The sequence below is a fragment of the Cryobacterium adonitolivorans genome (genome assembly GCF_004402695.1).
GTDB lineage: Bacteria > Actinomycetota > Actinomycetes > Actinomycetales > Microbacteriaceae > Cryobacterium > Cryobacterium adonitolivorans.
The window spans coordinates 55710-82067 of record NZ_SOFL01000012.1; the positions used below are offsets into that span (position 1 = coordinate 55710).

General features: G+C 70.5%; 20 protein-coding genes and 1 tRNA gene. 9 read left to right on the forward strand and 12 right to left on the reverse strand.

The window, feature by feature from the left end:
- Positions 1-22: 22 nt before the first annotated feature.
- A complete protein-coding gene (gene mscL, locus E3O42_RS04435) occupies positions 23-514 on the forward strand; it encodes a large conductance mechanosensitive channel protein MscL (protein ID WP_134452715.1) in 492 nt (163 codons plus the stop codon).
- 178 nt (positions 515-692) lie between these two features.
- Here mscL and E3O42_RS04440 read toward each other — a convergent pair whose 3' ends face one another.
- The 4 genes from E3O42_RS04440 to E3O42_RS04455 form a co-directional block, all read right to left on the reverse strand.
- Entirely contained in the window at positions 693-989 is a 297-nt protein-coding gene (locus tag E3O42_RS04440; protein ID WP_241984637.1) for a hypothetical protein, read from the reverse strand.
- A complete protein-coding gene (locus E3O42_RS04445; protein WP_134452716.1) occupies positions 982-4731 on the reverse strand; it encodes an ATP-binding protein in 3750 nt (1249 codons plus the stop codon). The genes E3O42_RS04440 and E3O42_RS04445 overlap by 8 nt, the downstream gene beginning before the upstream one ends.
- Positions 4732-4832: 101 nt before the next feature.
- On the reverse strand, positions 4833-5849 hold the full coding sequence (gene corA / locus E3O42_RS04450; RefSeq protein ID WP_134452717.1) for a magnesium/cobalt transporter CorA: 1017 nt from the start codon (positions 5847-5849) through the stop codon (positions 4833-4835).
- A gap of 63 nt (positions 5850-5912) precedes the next feature.
- Positions 5913-6530, reverse strand: coding sequence for a hypothetical protein (locus E3O42_RS04455; protein ID WP_134452718.1), 618 nt, complete (start codon positions 6528-6530; stop codon positions 5913-5915).
- 249 nt (positions 6531-6779) lie between these two features.
- Between E3O42_RS04455 and E3O42_RS04460 the strand changes: the two genes are divergently transcribed.
- Entirely contained in the window at positions 6780-7508 is a 729-nt protein-coding gene (locus E3O42_RS04460; RefSeq protein ID WP_134452719.1) for a 4'-phosphopantetheinyl transferase superfamily protein, read from the forward strand.
- 241 nt (positions 7509-7749) lie between these two features.
- Here E3O42_RS04460 and E3O42_RS04465 read toward each other — a convergent pair whose 3' ends face one another.
- Both E3O42_RS04465 and E3O42_RS04470 read right to left on the reverse strand, forming a co-directional pair.
- Positions 7750-9114 (reverse strand): M1 family metallopeptidase, encoded by a 1365-nt coding sequence (locus tag E3O42_RS04465; protein WP_198414059.1) that lies wholly within the window; start codon positions 9112-9114, stop codon positions 7750-7752.
- Between the two features lie 5 nt (positions 9115-9119).
- Complete coding sequence (locus tag E3O42_RS04470; protein ID WP_134452854.1) at positions 9120-13049, reverse strand: Pls/PosA family non-ribosomal peptide synthetase; 3930 nt, start codon at positions 13047-13049, stop codon at positions 9120-9122.
- Positions 13050-13426: 377 nt separating this feature from the next.
- Between E3O42_RS04470 and E3O42_RS04475 the strand changes: the two genes are divergently transcribed.
- Entirely contained in the window at positions 13427-14629 is a 1203-nt protein-coding gene (locus E3O42_RS04475; RefSeq protein WP_134452721.1) for a TerC family protein, read from the forward strand.
- Between the two features lie 32 nt (positions 14630-14661).
- On the opposite strand, the gene E3O42_RS04480 is transcribed toward E3O42_RS04475, so the two are convergent.
- Positions 14662-15597, reverse strand: coding sequence for a DMT family transporter (locus E3O42_RS04480; RefSeq protein WP_134452722.1), 936 nt, complete (start codon positions 15595-15597; stop codon positions 14662-14664).
- Here E3O42_RS04480 and E3O42_RS04485 point away from each other — a divergent pair.
- Positions 15596-17029 (forward strand): aminotransferase-like domain-containing protein, encoded by a 1434-nt coding sequence (locus tag E3O42_RS04485; RefSeq protein ID WP_134452723.1) that lies wholly within the window; start codon positions 15596-15598, stop codon positions 17027-17029. The two genes, E3O42_RS04480 and E3O42_RS04485, sit on opposite strands and share 2 nt — an antisense overlap.
- A 118-nt stretch (positions 17030-17147) precedes the next feature.
- On the opposite strand, the gene E3O42_RS04490 is transcribed toward E3O42_RS04485, so the two are convergent.
- Complete coding sequence (locus E3O42_RS04490; protein WP_134452724.1) at positions 17148-17753, reverse strand: hypothetical protein; 606 nt, start codon at positions 17751-17753, stop codon at positions 17148-17150.
- A gap of 122 nt (positions 17754-17875) precedes the next feature.
- On the opposite strand from E3O42_RS04490, the gene E3O42_RS04495 reads away from it, so the two are divergent.
- The 4 genes from E3O42_RS04495 to E3O42_RS04510 all read left to right on the forward strand — a co-directional run bounded on the left by E3O42_RS04495 (position 17876) and on the right by E3O42_RS04510 (position 22598).
- Complete coding sequence (locus tag E3O42_RS04495; RefSeq protein ID WP_134452725.1) at positions 17876-18178, forward strand: hypothetical protein; 303 nt, start codon at positions 17876-17878, stop codon at positions 18176-18178.
- 613 nt (positions 18179-18791) lie between these two features.
- On the forward strand, positions 18792-19679 hold the full coding sequence (locus tag E3O42_RS04500) for a hypothetical protein (RefSeq protein ID WP_134452726.1): 888 nt from the start codon (positions 18792-18794) through the stop codon (positions 19677-19679).
- Between the two features lie 44 nt (positions 19680-19723).
- Positions 19724-21547, forward strand: a complete 1824-nt coding sequence (locus E3O42_RS04505; protein WP_134452727.1) for a helicase HerA-like domain-containing protein — start codon at positions 19724-19726, stop codon at positions 21545-21547.
- 109 nt (positions 21548-21656) lie between these two features.
- Entirely contained in the window at positions 21657-22598 is a 942-nt protein-coding gene (locus E3O42_RS04510) for a S1C family serine protease (protein WP_134452728.1), read from the forward strand.
- A 24-nt stretch (positions 22599-22622) separates the two neighbouring features.
- Here E3O42_RS04510 and E3O42_RS04515 read toward each other — a convergent pair whose 3' ends face one another.
- Positions 22623-22895 carry a DUF2277 domain-containing protein gene (locus tag E3O42_RS04515; RefSeq protein WP_134452729.1) on the reverse strand — a complete coding sequence of 91 codons (273 nt, stop codon included), beginning with the start codon at positions 22893-22895 and terminating at the stop codon, positions 22623-22625.
- Positions 22896-23323: 428 nt separating this feature from the next.
- On the opposite strand from E3O42_RS04515, the gene E3O42_RS04520 reads away from it, so the two are divergent.
- On the forward strand, positions 23324-23593 hold the full coding sequence (locus tag E3O42_RS04520; RefSeq protein ID WP_134452730.1) for a hypothetical protein: 270 nt from the start codon (positions 23324-23326) through the stop codon (positions 23591-23593).
- 166 nt (positions 23594-23759) lie between these two features.
- Here the strand turns inward: E3O42_RS04520 and E3O42_RS04525 are convergent, their stop codons facing one another.
- The 3 genes from E3O42_RS04525 to E3O42_RS04535 all read right to left on the reverse strand — a co-directional run bounded on the left by E3O42_RS04525 (position 23760) and on the right by E3O42_RS04535 (position 26241).
- Positions 23760-24785, reverse strand: coding sequence for a Gfo/Idh/MocA family protein (locus tag E3O42_RS04525; RefSeq protein ID WP_134452731.1), 1026 nt, complete (start codon positions 24783-24785; stop codon positions 23760-23762).
- A 68-nt stretch (positions 24786-24853) separates the two neighbouring features.
- Positions 24854-24928 (reverse strand) — tRNA-Arg (locus E3O42_RS04530).
- A gap of 161 nt (positions 24929-25089) precedes the next feature.
- Positions 25090-26241 (reverse strand): CHAP domain-containing protein, encoded by a 1152-nt coding sequence (locus E3O42_RS04535; RefSeq protein WP_134452732.1) that lies wholly within the window; start codon positions 26239-26241, stop codon positions 25090-25092.
- Positions 26242-26358 lie beyond the last annotated feature (117 nt).

The window sequence follows — 26358 nt, forward strand, 5'->3', positions numbered from 1 at the left end:
CCGCACCAGAAAGATCCCAGCCATGATCAACGGTTTCAAAGAATTCATAATGCGCGGCAACGTCATCGAACTGGCCGTTGCCGTCGTCATCGGCGCCGCGTTCACCGGCCTGGTCAACGCGATCGTCACCGGAATCTTCAACCCATTGATCGCCGCGATCTTCAACGCGGACACCCTGAAGAACTCCCTGACCGTTCCGCTGGGCGACGCCGAGCTGTCCTTCGGCCTGGTCCTTGCCGCGCTGATCCAATTCCTCCTGGTCGCGGCCGTGGTGTACTTCGCGTTCGTGATGCCGCTGAACACGCTCAAGGAGAACCAGGCTCGTCGTCGTCAGGCCGGCGTACCACTGGACCCGAAGAAGAACCCTGTCACCGACCTGGACCTGCTCACCGAGATCCGCGATCTGCTCGCCGCCTCGACCGGCGCCGAGACCGTGTCCTCCCGTACCGCCGCCGCGCCACTGGCCGATGCCACCGCGGCGCGCCCGGCCGAGAACGCCAAGCACACCCTCTAACCCATCCGCACGCGCGGCACAACCCGCCGACGTTCTGCACCTGGCCCCTTGGATGCGCTCCAAGGGGCTTTTTGCGACATCTCGCGGATGCGCTGGTCACCGACTCGCCGCGATCTCCCCCTTGAGCGAGCGCTGTGGGGCACTTTGCGATGACTCGCGAGCCGCGGACCCGGCGCGGCTACCAGTGGGGCGGTTTATCCTGTCGCAGGCGGGCGTCGTTCGGGCTCGTGGAGGAGCCGTTGCCGGAGGTCTGCCCGCCCTCTTCGCGGGAGGGTGGCTCCGGGCTGGGGTCGGTGTCCGGTGCGGGCGTCAGGCGCGCCCGGCGGGCGCCGGCCGACTTGACCACCGACTGTCGCGGCTGGGCGGCCTCGGCGACGCCGACGGATGCCGCGGGCACGACCGCGGGCACCTCCGCGGGCACGGTCGCGCCCACGGACCCGGCGTCGCCCTCAGGTTCCGCCGCTGGGTCAGGCACGATGCGCCGGACCGTCCGACCCTTCGGTCGGCGTGAGGCCCGCGAGGGCGGCGACGCGGGCCGCGACGGCATCCGGGTTGCTGAACAGTTCGAAGCTGTGCACACGCAGGTAGTGCCAGCCCAGGCGCCGCAGCACCTCGGGGCGCAGCCGCAGCGACTCGCGCAGGCTGGCCCGGTTGACCACGGCGTCGGTCTCCACGACCACGGCGCGGCCGGCGTGCGACGCGGCCAGGGCGAGCTTGCCGCGGTGCCCGAGGGAGACGGTGAGGCCCTTGCGTTCGAGGCGGCGGCCCAGGTCGACGAGCATGGCCTCGCGGGCATCCGGCACGGCCACCTCGTTGCGGCGCGCTTCGGTCTCGGTGAGCACCTGCGACAGCGCCAGGATGCCGTGCCGCTGCCGGTCGGCGTCGATGTCGATCGGGCGGAAGCACGAGACGATGTCCATCGCCCGGCGGGCGCGGGTCATGCCGATCGCGAGCAGGCGTTCGCCGCCGGGTTCGCCGAGCGAGCCGAAGTTGCTCAGCAGTCGCCCGTGCGGGGTGCGTCCGTAGCCGATGGAGAAGATCACCCGGTCGCGGCTCTGCGCCACGGCCTGCTCGAGGGTGAGCACCGTGAACGGTTCGGCGCGGTCTTTGAGGATGAAGTCGCTCAAGTCGGTGCGCTTGGAGAACGCGGCCAGCACAGCCTGGTGCACCCGCACGGCGTGGCGGGCGCTCGCCGTGATGACCATGAGCGATTCGCGGGGCCGCTTGACGGCGTGGTCCATGACCAGGTCGACGACCTTCGCCACCTCGGCATCGACGCTCTCCACGGCGCCGCTGTCGACGTCGGGCATGCCGTGGCCGCCCTTGACGTAGTTGAGGGTGAGGCTGCCGTGACCCAGGAAGCTGCCCGCCCAGGGCAGCGAATCGATGCGGCCGCCGTAGAAGCGGTGGTTCACCAACTCGGCGAGGTCCTCGCCGCCGGCCCGGTAGCTGCGGGTCAGGGTGAGGGTGGGCAGCAGTTCGCCCAGGCGGGCCAGGGCGGAGTCGGCGTGCAGGGCGTCGACGTTGGTCACCTGCGGGCTCGGCACCTCGGAGGGTTCGACGATTCCGGTCTCGAAGCCGGACGGCGTCTGGGTGACGGGGTCGCCGAACGCCACAACCTGCTTGGCGCGGCGGATCGCTCCAACGTTTTCGGCGAGGGTGGTCGCGCCGGCGTCGACGAGGAGCACGGCGTCGAAGGTCATCTTGTCGTCCAGCGCGGCGACCTCGTACGGCGAGGCCAGCCAGACCGGGGCAAGAACCCGGCCCAGGTGCGGCGAGACTTCGTTGATACGGGCCGGCGTGGCGCGGTCGGCGCGCAGCAGCCGGCGCAGCTGGTCGGCCTCCTCGGGCCAGTCGACCACACCGATCTTCCAGGTTTCGGCGAGCAGCCAGGCCAGGATCTGCCCGGTGGTAGAGGCGTGCGCCTCGTCGACGAGCTTGAAGTCGGCTTCGAGCCTGTCGAGCACCTGGGTGTTGGCGTTGAGCAGGGCCTTGTCGCCGCCCAGCATCACCTCGAGCACGGACTGCCACCAGGCGAGTTCGAGCTCGGCGGCGACATCCTTCTCCGACACGTGGCGCTGGGAGAGGTCGGTCATCAGCGGGTCGAGGTTGTGCTCGCGCAGGGTGGCGAGCAGGGCGGTGCGCTCGTGCAGGTTGGCGAGCACCTCGCTCTCGGCGGCGAGCCCGGACATGGTGTGCACGAGGTCGCGCAGGGGCCGGGAGACCAGCTGGCGCGGGGTGCCGGTGTTGCCCAGCGGCACGTCGAGCTTGCCGAGGTCCTCCGCGACGCGCTGGAAGGCGACGTGAACGTCGTTGATGCCGACCGGCACCTCCGGGGTGACGCCGGCGGCGGCGTACCGCTGCCACAGGGTGCGCTGCTGCTGGATGCGCCGCAGGCTCTCGTTCATGTCGCTCACGTGCACGCCGGGTCGCAGGTACTCGTCGGCGAGCTTGCGCAGCCGACGACGGTTGGCGCTGGTCATCTCGGGCGAATCGCGGCGCGCGGAGGTGGCGGCGATCAGTTCGGTCAGCGACCTGTCGAACACGGCGGGCTGGAACTTGTCCAGAGTCTCGCGGATGTCCAGCAGCAGGCGCAGATAGATGCCCAGCTCGTGCACGGTCTCGAACGGGCGCAACTGGGTCTGGCCGACGAGGTGACCGGCGCGCTCGAGCAGCCGGGGCAGGTCGGTCTGGCTCAGGCGCTTGGCCAGTTCGTGGGACGCGCCGGCGTCGGCGGTGGAGGTGAAGGAGGCGCCGTACCAGGGCGAGTCGCCGGGTCCGTAGCGGAACTGGCCGAGCACGGCTGCCTTGATCAGGATCGCTGCGGCGCTGGCCCGGTCGTGGGAGAGGCGTTCCAGGGCGACCCTGTCGAGCCGGGCGGTCGTCGACGGCGGCGCCGGCAGCTGGGCGAGCCTGGCCAGTTCGCCGAGCGCGTCGAGCACCGACACGCCGAGCGCGCCATCCTTGCGGGTGAGCGCCGCCCTGTAGTCCAGCAGAACCTTGCGCAGGCGCACGAGGGCGTCATCGACGTCGCCGACCCGCGGCTGGGTGCACTTCTCGTTGCGGGTGATCGACTGGATCAGGTCGCGGCGCAGGGTACGCGGGGTGACGGCGACGCCGGGCAGGCCCACCTGGACGAGGCGGTGGGCGATGCCGTCGAGGCTGGAGCGGCGGGCGCTGACCACGAGCACGCGCTTGTGCTGCGCGATGAGCGAGCCGATGGCGTTGACGATGGTCTGGGTGCCGCCGGTGCCGGGCAGGGTCTTCACGACCAGCGAGTTGCCGGCGCTGATCTGCGCGACGACGTTCTCCTGCTCGGCGTCGGCATCCAGCAGCAGAGTGTCGGTGCCGGGCGGGCGCACGTCCTGAGCGATGGGCAGCACCGGATTGTAGGCCATCTCGATGGTGCGCTTGGCGGTGGGGTTGCCGGCGACGGCGTCGAGCACCGGATGTGTGAGCTTCTGCGCGTCGGTGGCCATGGCCCGGCCGACGTCCGCGAAGGAGGACGCCACCAGGCGCGGCACGACGTTGAACCAGGGCAGGTGCGAGGTGAGGCCGCGCAGCCGGTCGATCACCGGTTGGGGCTTGAACGCACCGTTGGTCACGGCGAGCGCCACGAACGCGTCGGCGTCCAGGGTGATCTGGAACTGGTCGTGCAGCGCCCGCGCCAGTTCCGGGTTGAGGAACGGCTGGCCCTTGAGCTTGAGTTCGAAGTCGCGGCCGTAACGGCGGATGGCCAGGGGGCGCAGCAGCACCGGTGCGGTGAACTCCACGTCGCCGTAACGCCACTGGGCCAGCCCGATGGCCAGGTGCACCGATTCGATGCCGCGCATCGAACGCAGTTCGATGCCCTTCTGGGTGATTTCGTTGGCGGCCAGGCGCGCGTTGCGCAAAGCCAGCTCGTCACGGATGAGGTTGGAGAGAAGAGTGGTCTTGCCGGTGATGAACTGCGGCAGGCCGCCGGGGTGAGTGGCGCTGAGCTCGATGCGGGAGCGCGGGCTGTCGCCGAAGTGCAACAGCGGAGAGTGGCCACCGACGTCGGAGAGTTCGTCGCGCCAGCGTTGCCAGGTGGGTTCGGCGATGTTCCCGGCCACCAGCGCCGGGTCTCCCAGGCTCACCGAGTCCGGGGAGGTCGCGAGACGCGAGTCGGCTGACGGCGAGTCGGAGTAATCCGACGCAAAGTCGTCATCTTCTGGTTTTCTATCGAGGCGCCACACACCCACACCCTATTTCTCCACCGGGCGGTTGTCGGTTAGGCCACCCGGTTAATTCCCGCATTCGCAGGATTCTCTGCAGAAACAGTCGTTTTCGCAGGTTTCTAGAGCCAGTCCTTGCGTTTGAACACGGCATAGAGCCCGAATCCCATGGCCACCATCAGGGTGATCGCGAACGGGTATCCGAACTGCCATTTTAGCTCAGGCATGTAGGTGAAGTTCATGCCGTAGATGGTGCCGACCAGGGTGGGGGCGAACAGGATCGCCGCCCAGCTGGAGATCTTCTTCACCTCCTCGCTCTGCGCCAGCCCCGTTTCGCTCAACCGGCGGGTCTCGTCGTTCTGGCGTTGGGCGACGAGGGTGCTGTGCACCGTGAGGGCGTTCTGCAGCAGCTGCCGGAACGCGTCGCCGCGTTCCACGACCCGGATGGTGTGGTCGAGCACGTCGCGCAGGTGCCTGTGCAGTTCCACATCCACACCGTGCTTCTCGAAGCCCTCCTGCAGCGACTCCAGCATCCCGATCAGCGGCTGGGTGGCGCGTTGGAACTCGATGACCTCGCGGGAGAGGTCGTAGATGCGCCTGGATACGGCCTGATCCCCGTCGAAGAGCTGGTCCTCGATCTCGTCGATGTCGTTCTCGAGGCCGGCGACCACGGGCGCGTATTCGTCGATCACCTGGTCGAGGATCGCGTAGAGCACCGCTTGCGGCCCGAACGCGAGGAGCTCTGGCGTGCTCTCCAACCGGCGGCGCACCGAGACGAGGTCCGGCGATTCCGCGTGCCGGATGGTCACCACGAAGTCCGGGCCCACGAAGACGTGCAGCTCGCCGAACTCGACCCGCTCGTCCTCATCGAGGTACCTGGCGGGACGCAGCACCAGGAACAGGGTGTCGGCGTAGCGTTCGATCTTGGCCCGCTGGTGCCCCTTGAGCGCATCCTCAATGGCCAGGTGGTGCAGGGTGAACTCGTCGGCCACCGACCTGATCTCGTCATCGGTCGGCCGGTACAGTCCGATCCAGGCGAACCCGGCCTTCTGCTTGAGCACTTCAAAAACGTCTTGCAACGTTTCCGGGGTTGCCACCCGACGGCCATCCACATAGATCGCGTCATCAATCAGCGCCACTACTGCTCCTCACTCGCCGTACAAGTGTGGCACCGGCCAGGAGGTGCGGCGCGCACCGGCGTGTCAGTGCACCTGGCTGCCTTGGCGTTGCGGGCCCTCGTGCTTGCGGTAGGTAGGGCTGAACGAGAGCAACACCAGGCCGACACCGAGAACCAGCTGACCGAGCGCCTGGCCGGGGAGCAGCGAGATGGCGCCGCCGGCCAGGAGAAAGACGGCAGGCAGCACCCGGTAGACGCGGGCGCGCAGGATGGCGCTGCCCAGCAGCATCCAGCCGACCCCGAACACCGCGGCGGTCAGCAGCAGGCCGAACGCATAGGAGCCGGGCCGTTCGGTGCCGTCGAGAAGGTCGGGTGCGACGCGGCCCAGGGTCGGGTAGAGAAAGGCCTCCGCCCAGAACTGGCCGCTGATCAGGATGGTGCCGGTTCCCGCCACGGTCGCGGCGGAGAAACCGAACGGGCCGATCTGCTTGGCGTGGCGCTCGTAGATCGACACCAGCGAGAGGATCAGCAGCAGCGCACCGCCCAGAAGGGCCACCGAACGCACGGCGTACAGGGGGCTCTGCACGAGCTCGCTGGCCGGTTCGCCGGCGAGGCGCAGCGCCTGGTCCAGGATGCCGCCGACCAGGAAGGCGGAACCGGCGGCGAGAGTGGACGGCTTGGCCAGACCTTCGAACCTCTTCACTGCAACCTCACCCACACCTGGAGCCTCGACAGCCCCCGCACGCCGGCGTGCATCCATAAAGGCTGATCCCGACGATTCTGGCACCGGCGGAGCCCCCGGACAAGGGCCACCCCGGCGTCCCGCCCATGCCGTGTCGTCGAGTTGCGTACCCCTTCGGCCCGCGAGACGACAGGTCAGGCCCGTTCCCGGTGCCCGCAGAGGCCCCAACTGTCACCTCGGCCGCACTGCCGCCGGCGCTAGGGTGATGGCGTGCCCGATGCCTCCTCCCCCCGCGACGGTATGCAGGACGTCGACCTGTCCACCACCGTTGTGGTGGCGCTGGGCAACCGGGCGCCGACGAAGGCCGACGACCACCGGGCGCTCGCGGATCTGGTGACCCGGCTGACCGGCGTTGCCGCCGCATCCGTCTCCATCGGCCAGGTGTGCCCGAATTGCGGGCAGTCCGGCCACGGCCCCCTGCGCGTCGACCTCGGCGACGAGGCGGATGCCGCCCTCACCGTGCATGTGAGCCTCGCCCGGGCCGCCGGGCGGCTCGCCCTTGCGGTCACCGCGGCCGGTCCGGTGGGCATCGACCTCGAATCCGTCGCCGCACTGGCCAGGGCGCCCCTGGATGACGTGCTGCTCTCCGCGGCCGAAGCGGATGCCGTGGCCGCCCTGCAACCGCGGGCGGCCACAGCCGCTGTGGCCGCAATCTGGACCGCCAAAGAGGCGGTGCTCAAGGCCGCCACCGTTGGCCTCCGGGTAGATCCGCGGGACCTCACCATCACCCGTGAAACGCCCGTCGCACCCGAGATCGCCCCGGCTGCCGACCCAGCCCCCGACGCCGCTCACCCGCGGCTCATGGACTGGCCGAACGCGCCGTTCCCCCTCAACGAGTTGCACCTGCTGCTCGTGGCCACTCCGCCGGAATTCGCCGGCACCGTCGCCGTCGTGTGCACCCGGCGGCCCCTGCTGCGCTTCCTCCCCCACTCGGCTTAGACCCGACACTCAGGTCGTGATGTGCGCGACCGGCAGTCGGCATCCACATCGATTCTCGACGGTGAGCGGATCATGCAGCCGGACCCGGGCCAGGTCAGCGCCCGCCGAGTCGCCCCAGAATGCCCCCTGGATGCCCTCGAACGGGGATTTCTCGGCAACTTCGGATGAGTCGCCGCACAGCGCCCCTTCGGAGCCCGCCACGGGTGATGATGCGGCAACTCAGCAAGTGACCCTCTAGGGATCAGAGGGTGGGCGCAAGCGGCGCCGGGACCGCGGGCTGCAGTGGCGGCAGGCTCTTGGCCGCCACCCAGCGGGCGACGATCTTGTCGGCGACACCGGTGCCGGAGGCGACGCGGAAGCAGCCGAGCAGGTCGTTGGTGGTAACGCTGCCGTGGCGATGGGTGCGGGTGTAGGCACGCAGGGCGGTGAAGAAGGCCTCGTCGCCGATCGCCTGGCGCACGGCGTGCAGGGCCAGCGCCCCGCGCTTGTAGACCCGATCGTCGAACATGTCGTGCGGGCCGGGGTCGGCCACGACGATGTTCTTGGGCAGCAGGTCCAGTTCGGCGCGGTGCAGCACGGCGTTCGCGTGGGCGGTCAGTCCGCCGCTGGCTTCGGCCCAGATCCACTCGGCATAGCAGGCGAAGCCCTCGTGCAGCCAGATGTCGGCCCACCGGGTGAGGGTGAGGCTGTTGCCGAACCACTGGTGCGCCAGCTCGTGTGCGATCAGGCGGTCGCTGCCGTGCAGGCCGTCGACGTGGTTGCGGCCGAACACGGCCAGCCCGTGCGCCTCGAGCGGGATCTCGAGTTCGTCGGCGGTGACGATCACGGAAAACGCGGGGAACGGGTACGGGCCGAACGCCTCGCTGAATACCATGATCATCTCGCCCAGACGGGCGAAGTCCACCGCCACCGGCCGAGCCAGCGCGGGCGGGAAGTACAGGCTGTGCGCCACCGGGGCGGCGGCGATGTCGTGCCGGCGATACCGGCCGATCTGCACGCTGGCCAGGTACGCGGCCATCGGCTCACGCACATCGAAGGTCCAGGAGGTGCGGCCGGACCGGGTGCTCCTGGCCACGAGCGGGCCGTTGCTCACGACCGTGTACGGGGCCTCGCAGGTGAGCTGGATGCGGAAGGTGGCCTTGTCGCTCGGGTGGTCGTTGCAGGGGAACCAGGACGGCGCCCCGCTGGGCTGACCGGCGACGAGCACGCCGTCGGTGAGTTCTTCCCAGCCCAGCTCGCCCCAGTGGCTGCGCACCGGATGCGGCGCCCCGCGGTAGCGCACCACTACCTCGAACGTCTCTCCCGCGGCCAGCGCCACGGCGGGGGTGAGCACGAGCTTGCGGGCGGCGTGCACGGTTTTGGCGGGCGCCCGGCCGTTGACCGTGACCCTGTCGACGCTGAGTCCGGCCAGGTCCAGGCTGAACCGGCCCAGCGCGGTGAGCGCACGCGCCGTGATCGTGGCGGCCGCGGTCAGCCGGTTCGTGGCGACCCTGTAGTCCAATTCGAGGTCGTAGTGTGCCACCGTGTAGCCACCATTGCCACTCGAGGGTAGATAGGGGTCACCCGCGGACGCGGACCCCAGGATGGTGGGCGTGGGCTGCAGCATAGGGGTCAAGTCTTCCATGGCGGCCGGTGCCACGGCGCAATCGGGTTGCCGGACCAAAGCGAATCGGTGGGCACCCGCTCCCCGCGCATCACCAGCGAACCCGGCCCAACGGTCGCGTGATCGTCGATGCGCGCCGCCGGCAGGATCACGCTGTTGGGGCCGAGGGTGGCGCCGGCGCCGATGTGCACGGTGTCCAGTTGCATGATCCGGTCGTGGAACAGATGGGTCTGCACGACGCAGCCGCGGTTGATGCTGCTGCCGGCGGCCAGGGTGACCAGGTCGGCCTCCGGCAGCCAGTAGGACTCGCACCAGACGCCGCGCCCGATCGTGGCGCCGAGCGACCGCAGCCACAGCGCCAGCCACGGCGTGCCGGCGGCATTCTGCGCGAACCAGGGCCGTGCGACCATCTCCACGAAGGTGTCCGAGACCTCGTTGCGCCAGATGAACGACGACCAGAGCGGATGCTCGGTGGCGCGGATCCGCCCCATCAGCAGCCATTTCGCGACCGTGGTCAGCCCGGCCGCTACCGCCCCGGCGCCGATCAGCACGAAGCCGGAGAGCAGCAGCGCCAGGCCGGGGCCGCCGACAAGCCACAGGGCCTCGAGAGCCAGGAGCACGGCGAGGGCGATCCAGGCGGAGACGAACACGGGCACCAGGCGCAGCACCTCCCAGAGCGACCGGGCCAGGACCAGCCGGGCCGGCGGGTGGAAGGTGCGGGCCTCGTCGCTGTCGGTCACCCTGCGGCGCAGGCGTACCGGCGGGTTGCCTAGCCAGGAGGAGCCGCGCTTGGCCTTGCGCGGGGTGGACGAGAGCACGGCTACGAGGCCGTCCCGCGGCACGGTGCGGCCGAGGCCGGCGATGCCACTGTTGCCCAGGAACGCCCGGCGGCCGATCTTGGCGCGGCCGATGCGCATCCAGCCGCCGCCGAGTTCGTAGCAGGCGACCATGGTGTCGTCGGCCAGGAAGGCGCCGGGCGCGATGGTGGTCAGGGAGGGCACCAGCAGCACCGTGGACGCCTCGACGCCCGGGCCGACCTTGGCGCCGAGCAGCCGCAGCCAGACCGGGGTGAGCAGGCTGGCGTAGAGCGGGAACAGCAAGGTGCGGGCGCCGTCGAGCAGCCGTTCGGTCATCCACACCTGCCAGCCCACCCGGCTGCGCACCGGGTGATGCCCCTCGGTCAGGCCCAGCCCCAGCAGCCGCACGACACCGATCACGGCGCCGGCGTAGAGCAGGCCGGCGGCGAGCACGGCCGGCGGCACGGCCAGCGCGGCGCGAGCAGCCGCGGCGCCGAGGGTGCCGGCGTCGCCGATGAACGCACCAACAAGAAGAACGCCGAGCAGCACCGCGGCGGTGGGAATGGCGGTGAGGGCAACGGAGCCGGCGCCGTAGGCGAGCAGCCAACGGCGGGCATTCGCCGGCCGTTCGGCTGGCCAGGCGCGGCGGGCCGAGCCCACCCGGGTGGCCGGTGAGCCGGCCCAGCGCTCGCCCTGCGGCACCCGGCCGGAGACGGCGGATCCCGGTTCGATCTCGGTGCCGACGCCGATTTTGGCGCCGCCGAGCAGGGTGCTGCGGGAGCCGATCACGACCTCCGCGCCGATGCGCACCCGGCCGATCCGCAGGGTGTCGCCGTCGAGCCAGTAGCCGGCCAGGTCCACCTCGGGTTCGATGGCGGCACGCTCGCCGATGCTGAGCAGCCCGGTGACCGGCGGCACGGAGTGCAGGTCGACGCCGGGTGCGATGGTGGCGCCGAGCAGCCGGGCGTAGTAGCTGATCCACGGCGCCCCGGCCAGGCTGGCGGCGTCGACGAAGGTGGCCACCTGTTCGGCCAGCCAGAGCCGCAGGTGCACCGAGCCGCCGCGCGGGTAGTTGCCCGGTTTCACGCCCCGCAGCAGGAGCCGGGCGGAGGCGACGGAGATACCCATCTTGCCCAGGGGGGTGACCAGAAGCACGAACCCGGCCAGCACCGCCCACCACGACACGGTGGGGGCGAAGGATGCGCCGGCGGCGGCGAGCACATTGTTGGCCGCGGCCAGGTACACCAGCCATTTGGCGCCCACGAGCAGGTGCAGCGGAACGCTGAGCAGGGCTTGCAGCAGTCCGCTGCGGGCCGGTGTGGGCAGAACCTGCCGGGTGGCGCGGGCCACCGGCGGGGTGCGGCCGTCGAGTTCCTCGGCGAGGGAGCCGATCCGGGGATGGTCGTAGATGTCACTGATGCGCGTGTTCGGGTAGCGCTCGCGGATGGCGGAGACGAACTGGGCGGCCGAGAGGGAACCACCGCCGTAGGCGAAGAAGTCGCTGTCGGCGTCGACGACGGGCACGCCGAGGATCGCCGCCCAGTGCCCGGCGAGCCAGGCGGCGGTCGGGCTGAGGGCATCCGCGCCGGCCGTCTCGGCGCCGGCCAGGCTGGGCAGCGGCCACGGCAGGGCGGCGCGGTCGACCTTGCCGGAGGTGCGGGTGGGGATGCTCTCCACGAGAGTGAGCAGCGGGACGAGGGCGGCGGGCAGCGCCATCCGGAGCGCCGCGGTGGCCGCGGGCAGGTCGAAGGCGCCGACGCCGGGGGTCGCTCCGGTCGGCTCGTCGGCGAGCGCGAGGTAGCCAACCAGCATCTGGTTGCCGGCCGGGGTGGTCTGCACGACCGCGGCGGCGCCGGCCACGCCGGGCAACGCCTGCAGGGCGGCGTCGATCTCGCCGAGTTCGATGCGCCGACCGCCGAGCTTGATCTGGTCGTCGGCGCGTCCCACGAACACGAGTCCGGCGGGGTCGAAGCGCACGAGGTCGCCGCTGCGGTAGGCGCGCTCCCAGCCGAGCCCGGCGTGCGGGGCGTACTTCACGGCATCCTGGCCCGCGTCGAGGTAACGGGCCAGGCCGACGCCGCCGATGATCAGTTCGCCGGTCTCGCCGGCGCGAACCCGCTGGCCTGCCGGGTCTACGACGGCCAGGCTCCAGCCGTCCAGCGGCAGGCCGATGCGCACGGGGTCGCTGCCGTCGAGCAGTGCCCCGCAGGCCACGACGGTGGCCTCGGTGGGGCCGTAGGTGTTCCACACCTCACGGCCGCGGGCGCTGATGCGGGCGGCCAGCTCCGGCGGGCAGGCCTCGCCGCCGAAGATCACCAGGCGCACGTTCTCCAGCGCCTCCTCCGGCCAGAGCGCAGCCAGGGTGGGCACCGTGGAGACCACGGTGATGCCGTGCGCGATGAGCCAGGGGCCGAGGTCGGCGCCGCTCCGCACGAGCGAGCGCGGAGCGGGCACCAGGCAGGCGCCGTTGCGCCAGGCCAGCCACATCTCCTCGCAGGAGGCGTCGAACGCCACCGACAGGCCGGCCAGCACCCGGTCGCCGGGGCCGATGGGTTCGCCGGCCAGGAACAGGCCGGCCTCGGCGTCGACGAACGCCGCGGCGGAGCGGTGCGTCACGGCCACGCCCTTGGGCACCCCGGTGGAACCTGAGGTGAAGATGATCCAGGCGTCGTCGTGCGGGCCGGGCATCGGCTCGCCCCAGTGCGCCAGCGACGGGTCCTCCTCAGCGGGCAGGGGCCGCTCGGTGAGCACCCCGGCGTCCAGGCCGTCGCGCACCGCGAACACGCCGCCGGCCCCGATGACGCCCACGACCCGGGCCTCGCCGAAGACCAGCCGGGCACGTTCCTCGGGGTCGTCGGCGTCGACGGGCACATAGGCGGCGCCGACGGCGAGGGTGGCCAGAATCGACAGGTAGAGCTCGCGGGTGCCGGACGGGATGCGGATGCCGACGGTGTCGCCGCGGCGCACCCCGGCCCGGCTCAGCCGCACGGCCTGGTCGTTGACCAGGCGCACCAGCCGTCGGTAGCTCAGGGCCCCGTCGGCATCCTCGAGGGCCAGGGCGGTGGGGTGGTCCTCGGCGGTGGCCAGCAGGATCTCGACCAGGGTGCGTTCGGGATGCACCAGGTGGCCGGCATCCAGCACGCCCTGCTCGTGGCCGGGCGTCGCCGAGGCCCGCAGCGGCGGGATGGCCGCTGGTGCGACGGTCGAGCCGGCGGACCGTGTGCTGGGGTCGGGATGGATCGAGGTCACGCATACTCCTGTCCGGGCTCGCGAAGATCCGCGATGGCGCCAGCCTAGAACGCCCGGGTGGCCTGCGGGTGAACACGCGTTACATGAGCATATTCTCCACCCGCATCGGCGTCTCCGGCCCGCTTCCCGGCGTGTGGCTGCGCCACTCGTGCGTGTTTTTCTCCGCCACCCCTGTTCCCCCGGCGCCCTGCCCGCGTAGCCTTGCGGGTACCGATGCGCTCCTGGCGGCTTCAGCGGGCGCCCCACGTCTTCGACCGAAAGCCGACCGCATGGATGCCTCACCTCTCGTCTGGACCCTGACCGTCGTGGGGATCGTCGCGCTTCTCGCGTTCGACTACCTCTTCCACGTGCGGAAGGCTCACGCGCCCACGCTGAAGGAAGCGGCGATCTGGTCATCGATCTACGTGGGGATCGCCATCCTCTTCGGCCTTGGTGTGCTGGTTATCGGCGGCAGCACCCCCGGTTCCGAGTACTTCGCGGGGTACATCACCGAAAAAGCGCTCTCGGTGGACAACCTGTTCGTTTTCCTCATCATCATGACCAGCTTCCGTGTGCCCCGGGAGGACCAGCAGAAGGTGCTGCTGTTCGGCATCACGTTCTCGCTCATCGCGCGCACCGGCTTCATCTTCCTCGGAGCCGCCCTGATCAACACCTTCGCCTGGGTGTTCTACTTCTTCGGCCTGATCCTGCTCATCACCGCGGGCAACATGCTCAAACCTGAGAGCTCGGAGTCCAAATCCGCGGACAACTTCATCGTGCGGGTCGCGCGCAAGGTCTTCCACACCAGCCCGGAGTACGACGGCGACAAACTGTTCACCATCCACGACGGCAGGCGTGCGCTGACCCCGATGCTCCTGGTGATGGTCGCGATCGGCGGCACCGACCTGCTGTTCGCGCTCGATTCGATCCCCGCCATCTTCGGCCTCACCCAGGATGTCTACATTGTGTTCACGGCGACGGCGTTCTCGCTCCTCGGCCTGCGTCAGCTGTACTTCCTGCTCGACGGCCTGCTGGACCGCCTGATCTACCTCTCCTTCGGGCTGGCGGCGATCCTCGCCTTCATCGGTGTAAAGCTGATCCTGCACGCCCTGCACGAGAACAACCTGCCGTTCGTCAACGGGGGCGAGCCGGTGCCGGTGATCGAAATCAGCACGGGCGTCTCGCTGACGGTCATCATCGGTGTGCTCGTGGTCACGGTGCTGGCGTCGCTGTTCAGCCCCGCGGGCCGGGCGCAGGCCGCCATCGCCAACGCCCGACGGTACGCAACCGACTACCTGGACCTCGGCTACACCGAGGACCACACCGAACGCATCCGGGTGTACACGGCCCTGCGTGAGGAGGAGGAATCCATCCACAAGCTCGGCCCGAAGTACCGGCAGGCGGCCAGGGACGAAGCGGATCTCACTGATCTGCTCCACCGGGCTCACGTAGAACACGACAAATCCGTGCAGCGGGCTGCCCGCGAGGGCTGACCCCACAATGCGGTGCCGCGCACGGCAACCGGTCAGCGGATGCGGGCGCGCACAGCGCCGGCCGCGCAGAGGATCACGGCGAGGGCGGCGATCAGCACGATCAGGTCGAGCCGCTCGCCGAGCAGCAGCGTCGCCCAGGCGATGGTGAGCACCGGTTGCACAAGCTGGATCTGGCTGACCCGGGCGATCGGGCCGATGGCCAGGCCCCGGTACCAGGCGAAGAAGCCCAGGAACATGCTCACCCCGGCGAGATAGCCGAACGCCAGCCAGGCCGGCGCATCCGCCTCGGGCCAGCCGGCGCCGAGGCCGGCCAGCATCAGCGGCACCATCACCGGCAGCGCCACGATCAGCGCCCAACAGATCGTCTGCCAGGAGCCCAGCTCGCGGGCCAGCAGCGCACCCTCGCCATAGCCGATGGCCGCGAGCGCGACGGCACCCACAAGTAGCAAATCGGCCGGCTGCAGGCTGTCGAGGCCGCCGTTCGTGAGCGCCACGAAGCCCGCCACAGCCGCCACCCCGAGCCCGCTCGCCAGCCAGAAGCGCGCCGACGGCCGCTCCGTCGCCCGGAGCACGGCGAACACGGCCGTCGCGGCGGGGAGCAACCCGATCACGACGGCGCCGTGCGCGGCCGGCACGCTCTGTAGGGCGAACGAGGTGAGAATGGGAAAGCCTGCAATGACACCGGCCCCGACCACGGCCAGGCGCAGCCACTGCCGGCCCCGCGGCACCCGCTGTCGCAGCACGGCAAGCACGGCGATGGCCAGCAGGCCGGCCACGACGGCGCGGCCCGCGCCGACGAACAGAGGGTTCAACTGGCTCACCGCGACCCGGGTCAGCGGCAGGGTGAAGGAGAAGGCGAGCACGCCCAGCAGCCCGAAAACCAGGCCGGCGGCGGAGGTCCCGTGTGGGGCAATCGGCCCGGATAGCACTGGCGGTGTGGTTGCGATAGCGCTATTCTCTGGTTTCATGCAAGAGGATAGCACTTGGCCCACAGCGACGGACGGCGAGTCCGCTCACCTGGCCATTGAGCGCCGGCTCCGCCAGCTGGCGGCCACCCGCCCGGCCGGCGAGCGGCTGCCGTCCACCCGCACCCTCGTGCTCGAACACGCGGCCAGTCCCCTCACCGTTCAGCGCGCAGTGCAGCGCCTGGTGCTCGAGGGGCTCGTGGAGACCCGGCCGGGGGCGGGCAGCTTCATCGCGCGCCGGCACGGCGTGCACCGGGCCGATTTCGGCTGGCAGACCACGGCGCTGGGCACCGCCCGCACCGGCGCCGACGCCATCGGTGCCGCCATGGCGAGCGCCGGCCCCGGGGTGATCTCGCTGCACTCTGGCTACCCGGCCGAGGAGCTCCTGCCCACCCGGCTGGTGCGCTCCGCGCTGGTGCGAGCGGCCCGCACCAGCGTCGCGGTGGAACGGGCCCCGCTGGCGGGACTGCCCGAGTTGCTGACCTGGTTCGCGGCGGAGCTGGCCCCCGCCGGGGGAGCCGGTGTCGCCCCGCCGACCGCCGACGACGTCGTGATCACGCCGGGCGGACAGAGCGCGCTGTCGTCGATCTTCCGCGCCCTGGCCGCCCCTGGCGACGCCATCCTGATGGAGTCGCCCACCTACTGGGGCGCCATGGCCGCCGCCCGCCAGGCCGGGCTGCGGATCGTGCCGATATACCGCGGCGCCCGGGCGCCCGATCCCGACGACCTCGACGACGCCCTCGGCGCCAGCGGGGCCCGCCTGTTCTACGCCCAACCGCACTTCGCCAATCCCACCGGCACACTGTGGACCAGCGACGAGCGCGCCGCCATCCTGGCGGTGGTCCGGGCGCGTGGCGTCTACCTCGTCGAGGACGACTGGGCGCACGACTTCGGCATCGACTCCGACGTCGTGCCGCTGGCGGCCGACGACGCGAACGGCCACGTCGTCTACGTGCGCTCGCTCACCAAGAGCCTCTCCCCCGCCATCCGGGTCGGAGCCGTCGTGGCCCGCGGCCCGGCCCTGGCGCGGATCCAGGCCGACCGCACGGTGGACGACCTCTACGTCAGCGGCATCCTGCAGGCCGCCGCCGTCGACGTGCTCACCGACCCCGGCTGGCGCGGCCACCTCACCCGGATGCGGGGGTCGCTGCGCGGCCGGCGCGACGAACTGGCCCGGCAGGTGCGCGGCCAATTGGGGGCGGATGCGCTCGAGCTGGTTCCCCGGGGCGGCCTCAACCTCTGGCTGCGAATGGCCGACGGGGTCGACATGACCGATCTGGCCCGCCGCGGCCGCGCTGCCGGGGTGCTGTTTTCTCCCGGTGACGACTGGTTCCCTGCCGAACCGACCGGCTCGTTCCTGCGGCTGAACTACTCCAGGGCCCGCCCCGAGATCTTCGAGGATGCCGTGGCGACGATCGCCCGACTGCTCCCCTAGCTCTCGCGCGCCCCGGCCCGCGTCTCCATGTGCATAACTCCTGCAATTTCTCATCGGCGGCCGGCGGGTGTCTCGGAATTCCGGGGGCTGCCTCCTGGCCGAGAGGATTCTGCAGGAGTTATGCACTCCCGTCGGCCGTGGTGCTCTGTTCGACGGCCGCGAGCCAGTCGGCCCAAAACAGCTTCCACTGCTCCCCTTCGTCGAACGACGCAACCTTCTCATGGGTCACGCTCAGCCGCAGCCGCCCGTCGGGCAGCAGGTCGGTGGAGAACAGGATCGACCCCAGCGCCTCGCCGTTGCGGGCGAGGGTGAATCGCAGCGCCTTCGACGCGGGCTTCGAGCGCAGCAGCAGGTCGAAACCGGGAAACAGGTCGGCACGGGCTCCCTCGTCGAGCAGCAGCACACGCATCACGTCCCGGTCGATGGCCAGCACCCGGGTGCGGCTCACTCTGAAGCTGCCGTCGGGCATCTGGCCGGGCAGCCTCAGGCCGGTGATGCGTTCGTAGCCCACGGTCACGCCCTGCGCCCACCAGCCGTCCATAGCGTGCTCGGCATGCACCCAGGCGGCGATGGCGGTGTGCCCGGCCTGGCGGCCGGGTCCGGCATCGATCAGATCCGCCCACTCCTCCCAGGCATGTCCAGTGTTCTCGAGGATCGCGTCGTCGGTCTGCACGGGCTCGGCCGCCCAGATCCGGCCTCGGGTGATGGTGTGGTGTGTGGTCATCGGACTCCCTTGCTCGGCATGAGAATACTGGGTGTTCGCCGTCAGGTCCGAGGCCGGGCACAGCGGGCGACCTGACCGCCTCGCAGATTCCCTAGACTAAGAGCGAAGGGGGCATTTTCCGGATGAGCAAGAACAAGAGCGACGAACCGCGCGACGAGTTCGACCGTATTCAGATTCCCGAGTTTCTGACCCGGCCGTTCGAGCGCCTGGCCGGCGGCCCGGCCGTCCGCACGCCTACCCGCCACACCCCAAGCGACCAGCCCGCCGCCGGCACGACTGCCGACGACGACACGGCTGCCGACGCCCCCGAGAACCCCGACGACTCCCAGCCGGCGCCTCGCCAGTGGTGGGCCGGCTACAAGGGCAAGCTGCTGCTCTACGGCGCAGGCACCCTCGTCATGGTCTTCCTGCAGTCCCGCGGCTGACCAGCGCCGCACGCCGACTACATCGCCCGGAGTACACAGGTTCATCCGTGCAGGGGATGACTGTGCACCTGCGTTTCGCGACGATGAAGGTACCGATCTCGTTCACCCGATCGGTAGCCGCCCGTCGAGAGGAACCCAATGACCACGATCCTGCACACCCGCCCCGCCCACCGGTCGCTGCGTCCCGTAGTCATGACGGCGAGCCTCGTCACGGTGTCGGCCGGCTCCCATGGCCCCGCCGACCTGCCCGCCACCGTCGACCGGGATCGACCAGGCGGCGTAACCTACTGCCGGTGTGACCGTAGGGTCCCGCGATCAGGGCCCGACCAGCAGCACCAGCACGTGATAGGCGAGAATCCCCACGACCCGTCTCGCACGATCACGATGCCTCGACCATCCGAGGCCACCAGACCCTCCACTCGTGAGAACTACCTGACTACCCGATGGCGCACAGGGTAACCGCGGTGTCCGCGCGTCATCCCGCTCAGTACGACGTGATGACCCGGAGCGGCGAGCAGGCCAGCCACCTGCTTGCCGGCCGATCGGGCACACTCGTACACCCGAAGCAGCGGGACTGCTGGCGCCCGGGGTCTGAGCGGGCGAGGATGGTCCCATGGTCGCCACCCTCGCCGCTGTCGCGCGGGAGCTCTACGGCCTCCGGCCACAGGACTTCACAGCCGCGCGCAACACCAAGGCACAGGACCTGAAACCTTCGGAGGCCGGTCTCTCCAAGCAGGTAGCAGCGATGAAGAAGCCCTCTCCTGCGGCCTGGGTAGTGAACCTCCTCGCCCGGGAGAACACCGACGATCTGACCGCGCTCCTCGATCTCGGCGAGCACATGCGAACCGCCCAGGAGCAGCTTGACCGGGACGCGTTGCGGCGGCTCACCGGCGAGCGCAGGGCTGCCGTCACCGGGCTCGCGCAGGCGGGTGCCGCGCGAGCCGCCGGACTCGGCAACCCACCCACCGCGGCCGTGCTCGGCGAGGTCGAGCAGACCCTGTTGGCCGGCACGTCGGATCCGGCCGCCGCCGGCGCGGTCGCCAGCGGACTGCTGGTCAAGGCGTTGCGGGCCGGCGGCTTCGACCCCGTCGACCTGGACGGTGCCGTCGCCGTGCCGGATGCGGCGTCGTGGGCCTCGTCGCCTGGTAGTTCCCGGAGCGCCGCACCGCCGGACCCCGTACAACTCGCCGACGTCCGCCGCCGCAAGGAGGCCAGGCTGGAAGCGGAACGTGAGGAACGCGATGCTGACGCCGCCGCCGCGGAGGTCGATGCCCTGGAGCGTCGCGCCCACCGGCTCGAGCTTCGCCGGGCCAGTCTGGAGGCGGAGATAACCGAGCTTCGAGAACAGCTCGACACGGCCGAGGCGGCGCTTGCTGCAGTCGCCGACGACGACAACGCCCTGGCCGATGCCCGCACCCAGGCCAGCTGTGCGGCGGATGACGCCAGAACCCGCGCGCGCGACGCCCGGGACGCCGCCGACGCCGCCGAGAAATCCGACTGACTCGGCCACGCCGCCTGCCGATTGACGGCGGTTAGGATACCGCCATGACTCCCAGCGATGCGCTCGACGCGGTTAGCCAGCTCAAGGCCAAAGCTGATGCGGCCAGGGCCGCTGCGCTACGCGCCCAGGCCGACGCGGAGGAGGCCGAAACCCAGCTGCGCCAGGCGGAGGACGCGGCGCAATCCGCGGCCGCCGCCCCCGCAGAGTCGCCCGCACAGCCATCCGAGCCCGCCGCCGGCCCCCTCGACGACACCCAGATCGAGGCGATCCGGTCTGGCTACGCCTTCGACGGGCCGGCTCTCGAGCTCGGCGCCCTCGTTAATGGCGAGGCCCGTCCCGACGTGCAGATCCGCATCCCGCTGGCCATGACGAACCGGCATGGCTTGGTCGCCGGAGCGACCGGCACCGGAAAGACCAGGACGCTGCAGGTGCTCGCCGAACAGCTCTCGGCGCACGGGGTACCGGTGTTCGCCGCCGACATCAAGGGTGACCTCTCCGGCATCGCCAGCACCGGCACGCCCAGCGACAAACTGCTGGCCAGAACCTCCGCACTCGGTCAGGACTGGGCCGGCGCCGCCTCCCCCACGGAGTTCTTCTGCCTCGGCGGCATCGGCCACGGTATCCCGATCCGGGCCACCGTCGCCGGGTTCGGCCCGCTGCTGCTGAGCAAGGTACTCGGGCTCAACGACACCCAGGAGTCCAGCCTGGGCCTGGTCTTCCACTATGCCGACGAGGCGGGCCTGCCGCTGCTGGACCTCACCGACCTGCGGGCGGTGCTCAGCTTCCTAATCAGCGACGACGGCAAGCGCGAACTCACTGGCCTCGGTGGGCTCTCCAGCAGCACCGTCGGCGTCATCCTGCGTGAACTCATCACCTTCGCCGACCAGGGTGCCGACGCCTTCTTCGGTGAGCCCGAGATCGACACCACCGAGTTCCTCTCCGTCACCGCTGACGGGCGCGGCCTGGTCAGCCTGCTCGAGGTGCCAGGGGTGCAGGACCGGCCCGCCCTGTATTCGACGTTTCTGATGTGGCTGCTCGCTGACCTGTTCAACGACCTTCCCGAGGTGGGCGACCTGGACAGGCCGAAGCTGGTGTTCTTCTTCGACGAGGCGCACCTGCTGTTCCGGGACGCATCCAAGGATTTCCTGGCCGCGATCACCCAGACCGTGCGGCTCATCCGCTCGAAGGGTGTGGGCATCTTCTTCGTCACTCAGACGCCGAAGGACGTGCCCGGAGACGTACTCGCCCAGCTGGGCTCGCGGGTGCAGCACCAACTGCGGGCGTTCACGCCGGATGATGCCAAGGCGCTCCGGGCAGCGGTATCGACCTTCCCGCACTCCGGCTACGACCTCGATGAAGTACTCACCGGGCTCGGCATCGGCGAGGCCGTCGTCACGGTGATGAACGAGAAGGGCGCACCGAGTCCGGTCGCGTGGACCCGGCTGCGGGCGCCGCTGGGGTCGATGGCGCCCACCCCGGCCGGACAAATCGAGGCCAGCATCGCCGCATCCCCGCTGCTCGCCCGTTACGGCGAGCCCGTCGACCGGGATTCAGCCCGGGAGATGCTGGCGACCCGGTTAGAGGCCGCCAGCCGGGTCGCCGAAGCCGAACAGCGGGCGATCGACCAGGCCAGGGCCGAAACCGAGTTCGCGAAACAGCAGGCGGCCGCGGATGCGCATCAGGCCAGGGCCCAGAAGAAGGCCGACGCCGACTACGAGCGGCTCCGGCGCCAGGCCGAAACCGGCTCCCGCACCCGAACCAAAACGCAGAAATCGGTGCTCGAGGAGGTGCTGGGCTCCCCCGCCACAAAAACGATCCTCACCGGCATCGTCACCGGCATCTTCGGCACCCGCCGCCGGCGCCGCTGACCCTCGCAGCGTTCCGCGGCACGCCGTCGGCCCCGTGGCCCGGACGTCCCCGTCTGCTGGCAGCGAACGGCGCCCACAATCGAACCCGACGGACGTACGCTCTAGTGGCATGAACGATATCCCGGCGATGGATGGCGACGGGCTGCTCGACGCCTACTCGAAGACCGTCATGGCCGTGGCCACGCGGGTGCTGCCCAGCGTGGCCAGCGTCACTGTGCGCAGCACCCAGGGAGCCGGCGCGGGCAGTGCAAGTGTCATCACCGACGACGGTTTCCTCCTCACCAGCGCCCACGTCGTCGCCGGCGCCGGGGTGGCCGAGGTCGGGTTCGCCGACGGCACCGGCAGCCGGGTCGACATCGTCGGCCGCGACACCCTCTCCGATCTGGCCGTGCTGCACGCACGCGACGCCACCCCGCCGCCGGTGCAGTTCGGCGACGCCGCACGGCTGCGCGTCGGTCAGGTCGTTGTGGCACTGGGCAACCCGCTCGGCCTGGCCGGCAGCGTCACCGCCGGCATCGTCTCGGCGCTCGGCCGGTCGCTGCCCACCCGGTCTGGGCGCGTGATCGACGAGGTGATCCAAACCGACGCCGCCCTCAACCCGGGCAACAGCGGCGGGGTGCTGGCCGACAGCACCGGCCGCATGGTCGGGGTCAACACGGCGGTGGCGGGCATCGGGGTGGGCCTGGCGGTGCCGATCAATGTGACCACGCGGGCGATCATCACGGCGCTGATGACCACCGGGCGGATGCGGCGGGCCTGGCTGGGCATCGCCGGCGCCCAGGTGCCGCTACCACCTGCCTTGGCGGCCCGGATCGGCTCGCCGACCGGCCTGCGGGTGGCCGCCGTCTCTCCGGGCAGCCCGGCGGCGGAAGCCGGGCTGCACCGCGGCGACATCGTGGTCGAACTCGCCGGCCAGCCGGTGGTCACGGCCACAGCAGTGCAACAGCTGATGGTCGAGGACGCGATCGACAAGCCCATCGAGATCACCGTCTGGCGCAACGGCGCCCTGGTCGACGCCATCACCGTTCCGCGGGAGCTTCAGGAGTCCTGACCGCGGCCCGTCACGGCCGGTCGATCAGGCCGCCGCGAAGCGCTTTGCGGAGCGCGCCCTGGCCTTGTCCGCCTCGACCTCTCGGTTCTTGGGCGCGGCGGTCGTGACCAGGTCCTCGAGCAGGTGCTGCGAGATGTGGGCGATTTCCGCGACCGCCCGGCCGAAAGCCTCCTCGTTGGCCTTCGACGGCTTAGTGGAACCGCTGATCTTGCGCACGAACTGCAGCGATGCCGCGTACACCTCGTCGTCGGTGGCGGCAGGTTCAAAATTGTGAAGCTGATGAATGTTCCGGCACATACTTCGAGGGTACCCAGCCGGGCCCGGCCACGGAAGTGCAAAAAAATCTTGCGCCGCGGCCCGATTTCCCACTACGGTGATGCCTACGCCACTACGACGAAAGGAGCCCAGCGTGATTACTCAGAAGATTGCATTCGCATTCTGCACGACCGCCGGCTTCGTCGGCGTCTTCACCGCCTGATCGGCCAGTAGGTAACCCACCGGTCCAGACGGTGGTGACGCTCTCGAAGCCCGACCAGGCAGCATCCGCACCCGTGTGCATCCGCACCCGTTCGCATCCGTCTGCCCGGGTCACTCACCCCGTGAGCGGCGCGCATCTCGTGCGCCGCCCTCGTGCCGCCCTGCGCGGCCACCCTTCATTCGGCGAGCCCGGACGCTCGTGCCGAGCGCCCGGCTTCGCGAACCGTTCTGTTAAGGAATGCATCATCATGAATACCCAACTGGCGCCCGTTCCGGGCCGCCACGACCATCCACCCCAATCCGTTCGCTCCCCCGAGACGCACCCCGTGCGCCGCGTGGGCCTGGTCGATCGTGCCGTCATGCACCTCGGCATCGCCCTGATCCGCTGGGGTCGGCGGCCCGTCAAGGCTCGCCGCGGGGTACGGCCGACTCTCGCGCCCGAGTCGATCGCAGCAAGCCGGGAACTGGACCGGGTTCGAGACGAGTACCTGGCCCTGAAGCTCACTCAGTTCCGGTGACCGGTGCAACGGGCAGGTCCGTCGCCGCAGCTCCGGCTGCGGCGGCGGCCCGTGCCGCGACCAACGGCACCCTGCCGCACCCCGCCGTACCCCGGACGGTGCCAATATGCGGGCGCCGCGCCGTCATGCGGGTGGCGCGCCACCCGCATAGCGGCGCCCGACCCGCCTAACGCGTCGGTCCCGGCTCCGGATGCGCTCCGCCGCGCGGTGCCTCGTCCAGTCCGGCCCGCCACTGGTCGAGCAGGCGCGCGACGCTGCGGCTGTGCGCCCACGGCACTTCTGGCGCTTCGGTTCGGCCCTCCAGCAGGGCCAGCGACACGGCGTCGGCCTCCGCGGCTAAAGGGTCCACGGTCGGCAGCTCGACGAGACGGTCACGGCCATCCGCGCGCACGACGAACAAGGCTGCCGAGGCGCTGCGGCTGCCGAACACGTCGGGAAGCCCGATGACCCCGGCGCTCCCGCTGAGTCTCGCGGATCGGGGCAGCTCGGCGATGATGGAGCACTCCACCTCGGCGGAGAAACCTGCTGCGGCGATCGTCGCGCTGGCGTGCTCGTCGACTCCGGTGTCCCCGATGTGGCCGGTGGCCACGGTGACCGTGAGATCGGCCGGGTCGACGCCGGCGGCGCCGGCGAGTCCCACCGCAAGGGCAACCGGGTAGCCGCCCACGTCCAGGATCGCCCCGCCGGCCAGCTCCGGATCGAACAGGCGTCCTGATCGCTGCCCCGCCGCGAAGCCGAACGAGGCGACCAGCTGCAAGGAGGTTCCCACCTCGCCGTTGGCGACCGCGGCGTCGAGGGCCCTCGCAAACGGTCCGAAGCGGTGCTTGTACGCCTCGACGAACGGCAGTCCCGAAGTCGCGGCCTGGCCCAGGACCCGTTCCACCTCCGCCATGTTCGGCGCGACCGGCTTCTCGCACAGCACCGCTTTGCCGGCCTTCAGCGCGGCCACCGCGAGATCCGCGTGGGTCGTGTTCACCGTGGAGATGTACACGGCGTCGATGTCGTCCCTGGCGAGAAGCTCCTCGTACGAACCGGCGACGGGCGCACCGTGGGTTGCCGCGAAGGCGGCCGCCCGGTCGGGGTTTGTGCTGCCGACCGCGTGCAGTGTGCCATGCGCCGACCCGGGCAGAGCCCGCGCAAACCAGCCGCCGATGTCGCCCGGTCCCAGGATTGCCCACCGCGTAGTCTTCATTTCTCGAAGGTACCAACCTTCGGCGACGAACATACCCCGGCGAGGGAGTGGAATCTGGCGGTGGTGCGTGGTGCCCCTGGAGGGACTCGAACCCCCAACCCTTTCCTTAGGACGGAACTGCTCTTCCATTGAGCTACAGAGGCTGACCGGGAAAGTTTAGCCGTTATCCGCGCCGGGTGAGCCCACGCGACACACGGCAGCACCCGTCTGCGCCGAGTTGCCCTCGTACGGACGAGTTGCTCCGGTGCGCCAGGGCAACTTGTCCGCAGGAGGGCAAGTCGCAAAGTGGACCGACAGCGAGAGCCTAGGTCGGAGGGTAGAGGTAGACCGGAACCTCGCTGATCGGCACGGTACGCGTGTGATACGCGTGCGAGCCATTCCAGTTGTACTCCTCGAGCACGACGGTGCCGTCTCCCGGCACCGACTGCACGTAGGCGACGTGGTTGTAGGTGAACCAGGCCACAGCGCCCACGACGGGCGCCTTACTGCTGGCCCACCCCTTGTTCGACCAGGCGTTAGCCCAAGCGGATGCGTTGCCGCCGCCGGGCGTCATCGTCGACCAGGTCCACTTGAACGGGCCGGTGGCGCCGGCGTCGCGGTTGAGCCGCCAGGCCACGAAGTCCACGCACTCGCGGTAGTAGTAGCCGAGCGGGGAGAGCCCGCCGCCCTGGGATTCGGTGGCAGCGTCCCGCCAGGGGTAGTCGTCGCCCTCGGCCCGGATGCCCACTACCGCGTAGTCGGCCGCGGAGGAGCGCGCGTCTTCGGCAGCCTGCTGCTGCGCCTTGTTCGCCTTGATATCCGCCTCGATCTCGTCGAGTTCGGCCTGGCTCGTCGCGCTGAAGGCGTCGGTGGAGATGCTCACGGCGGCAGCGGCGGCCCCTACGGTGAGATCCTGGGTGACCCCGGGGGCCTTGGCGCTGATCGCGGCCGAGCCGCCCTGCGGCGTGAAGGCGTAGGCCGGCAGTGCGGCGGTGAGGAAAATCGCCGGAATCGCCAGCAGGGTCACCATCTGGGCGAACTGCTTGCGGCGCTTGACGGGTCGCTTGGCCGGGCTGGTGCGTGCGCCGGCGGGCGCCGTTGAGGGTGCGGATGTCGACGAGAAGGGCCGGAACCGGGCCGGGCGGCCCGCACGCGGGGGAACGGGAGTGCCCTGCACGGGCGACTCGGCCGCCGCGCCGCTCGCGCCCTCAACGAGGACGGCGAGGTCCGGCGACACCGACAGGATCGAGACCGGCGGTACGGGAAGGGCGGAGACGACTACGGCGGTCTCGGCGGGCACGATGGCGGTCTCGGCGGGGACGTTGCTGGTCGCGGCGGGCACGTTGGCGGTCTCAGCGGGGATGATGCTGGCGGAAGCGTCGGATGCCTCAGCGACTGCGCGCTGGGCCCGGGCCTCGCGGCGCGTGGGTAACGCGCCGACGCCCTCAGGCGAGCCGGCGGGGCCGGAATGAGTCACAGATAATCCTCTAAACAGCCGCTACCGGAGGGGGGACTTTACAACTGTAGGCGATGCGCGGGTCGTCTGTCACGTTGAGCGTTACGTTTTCGTGACAATGGCACTACAAAGGGTGCA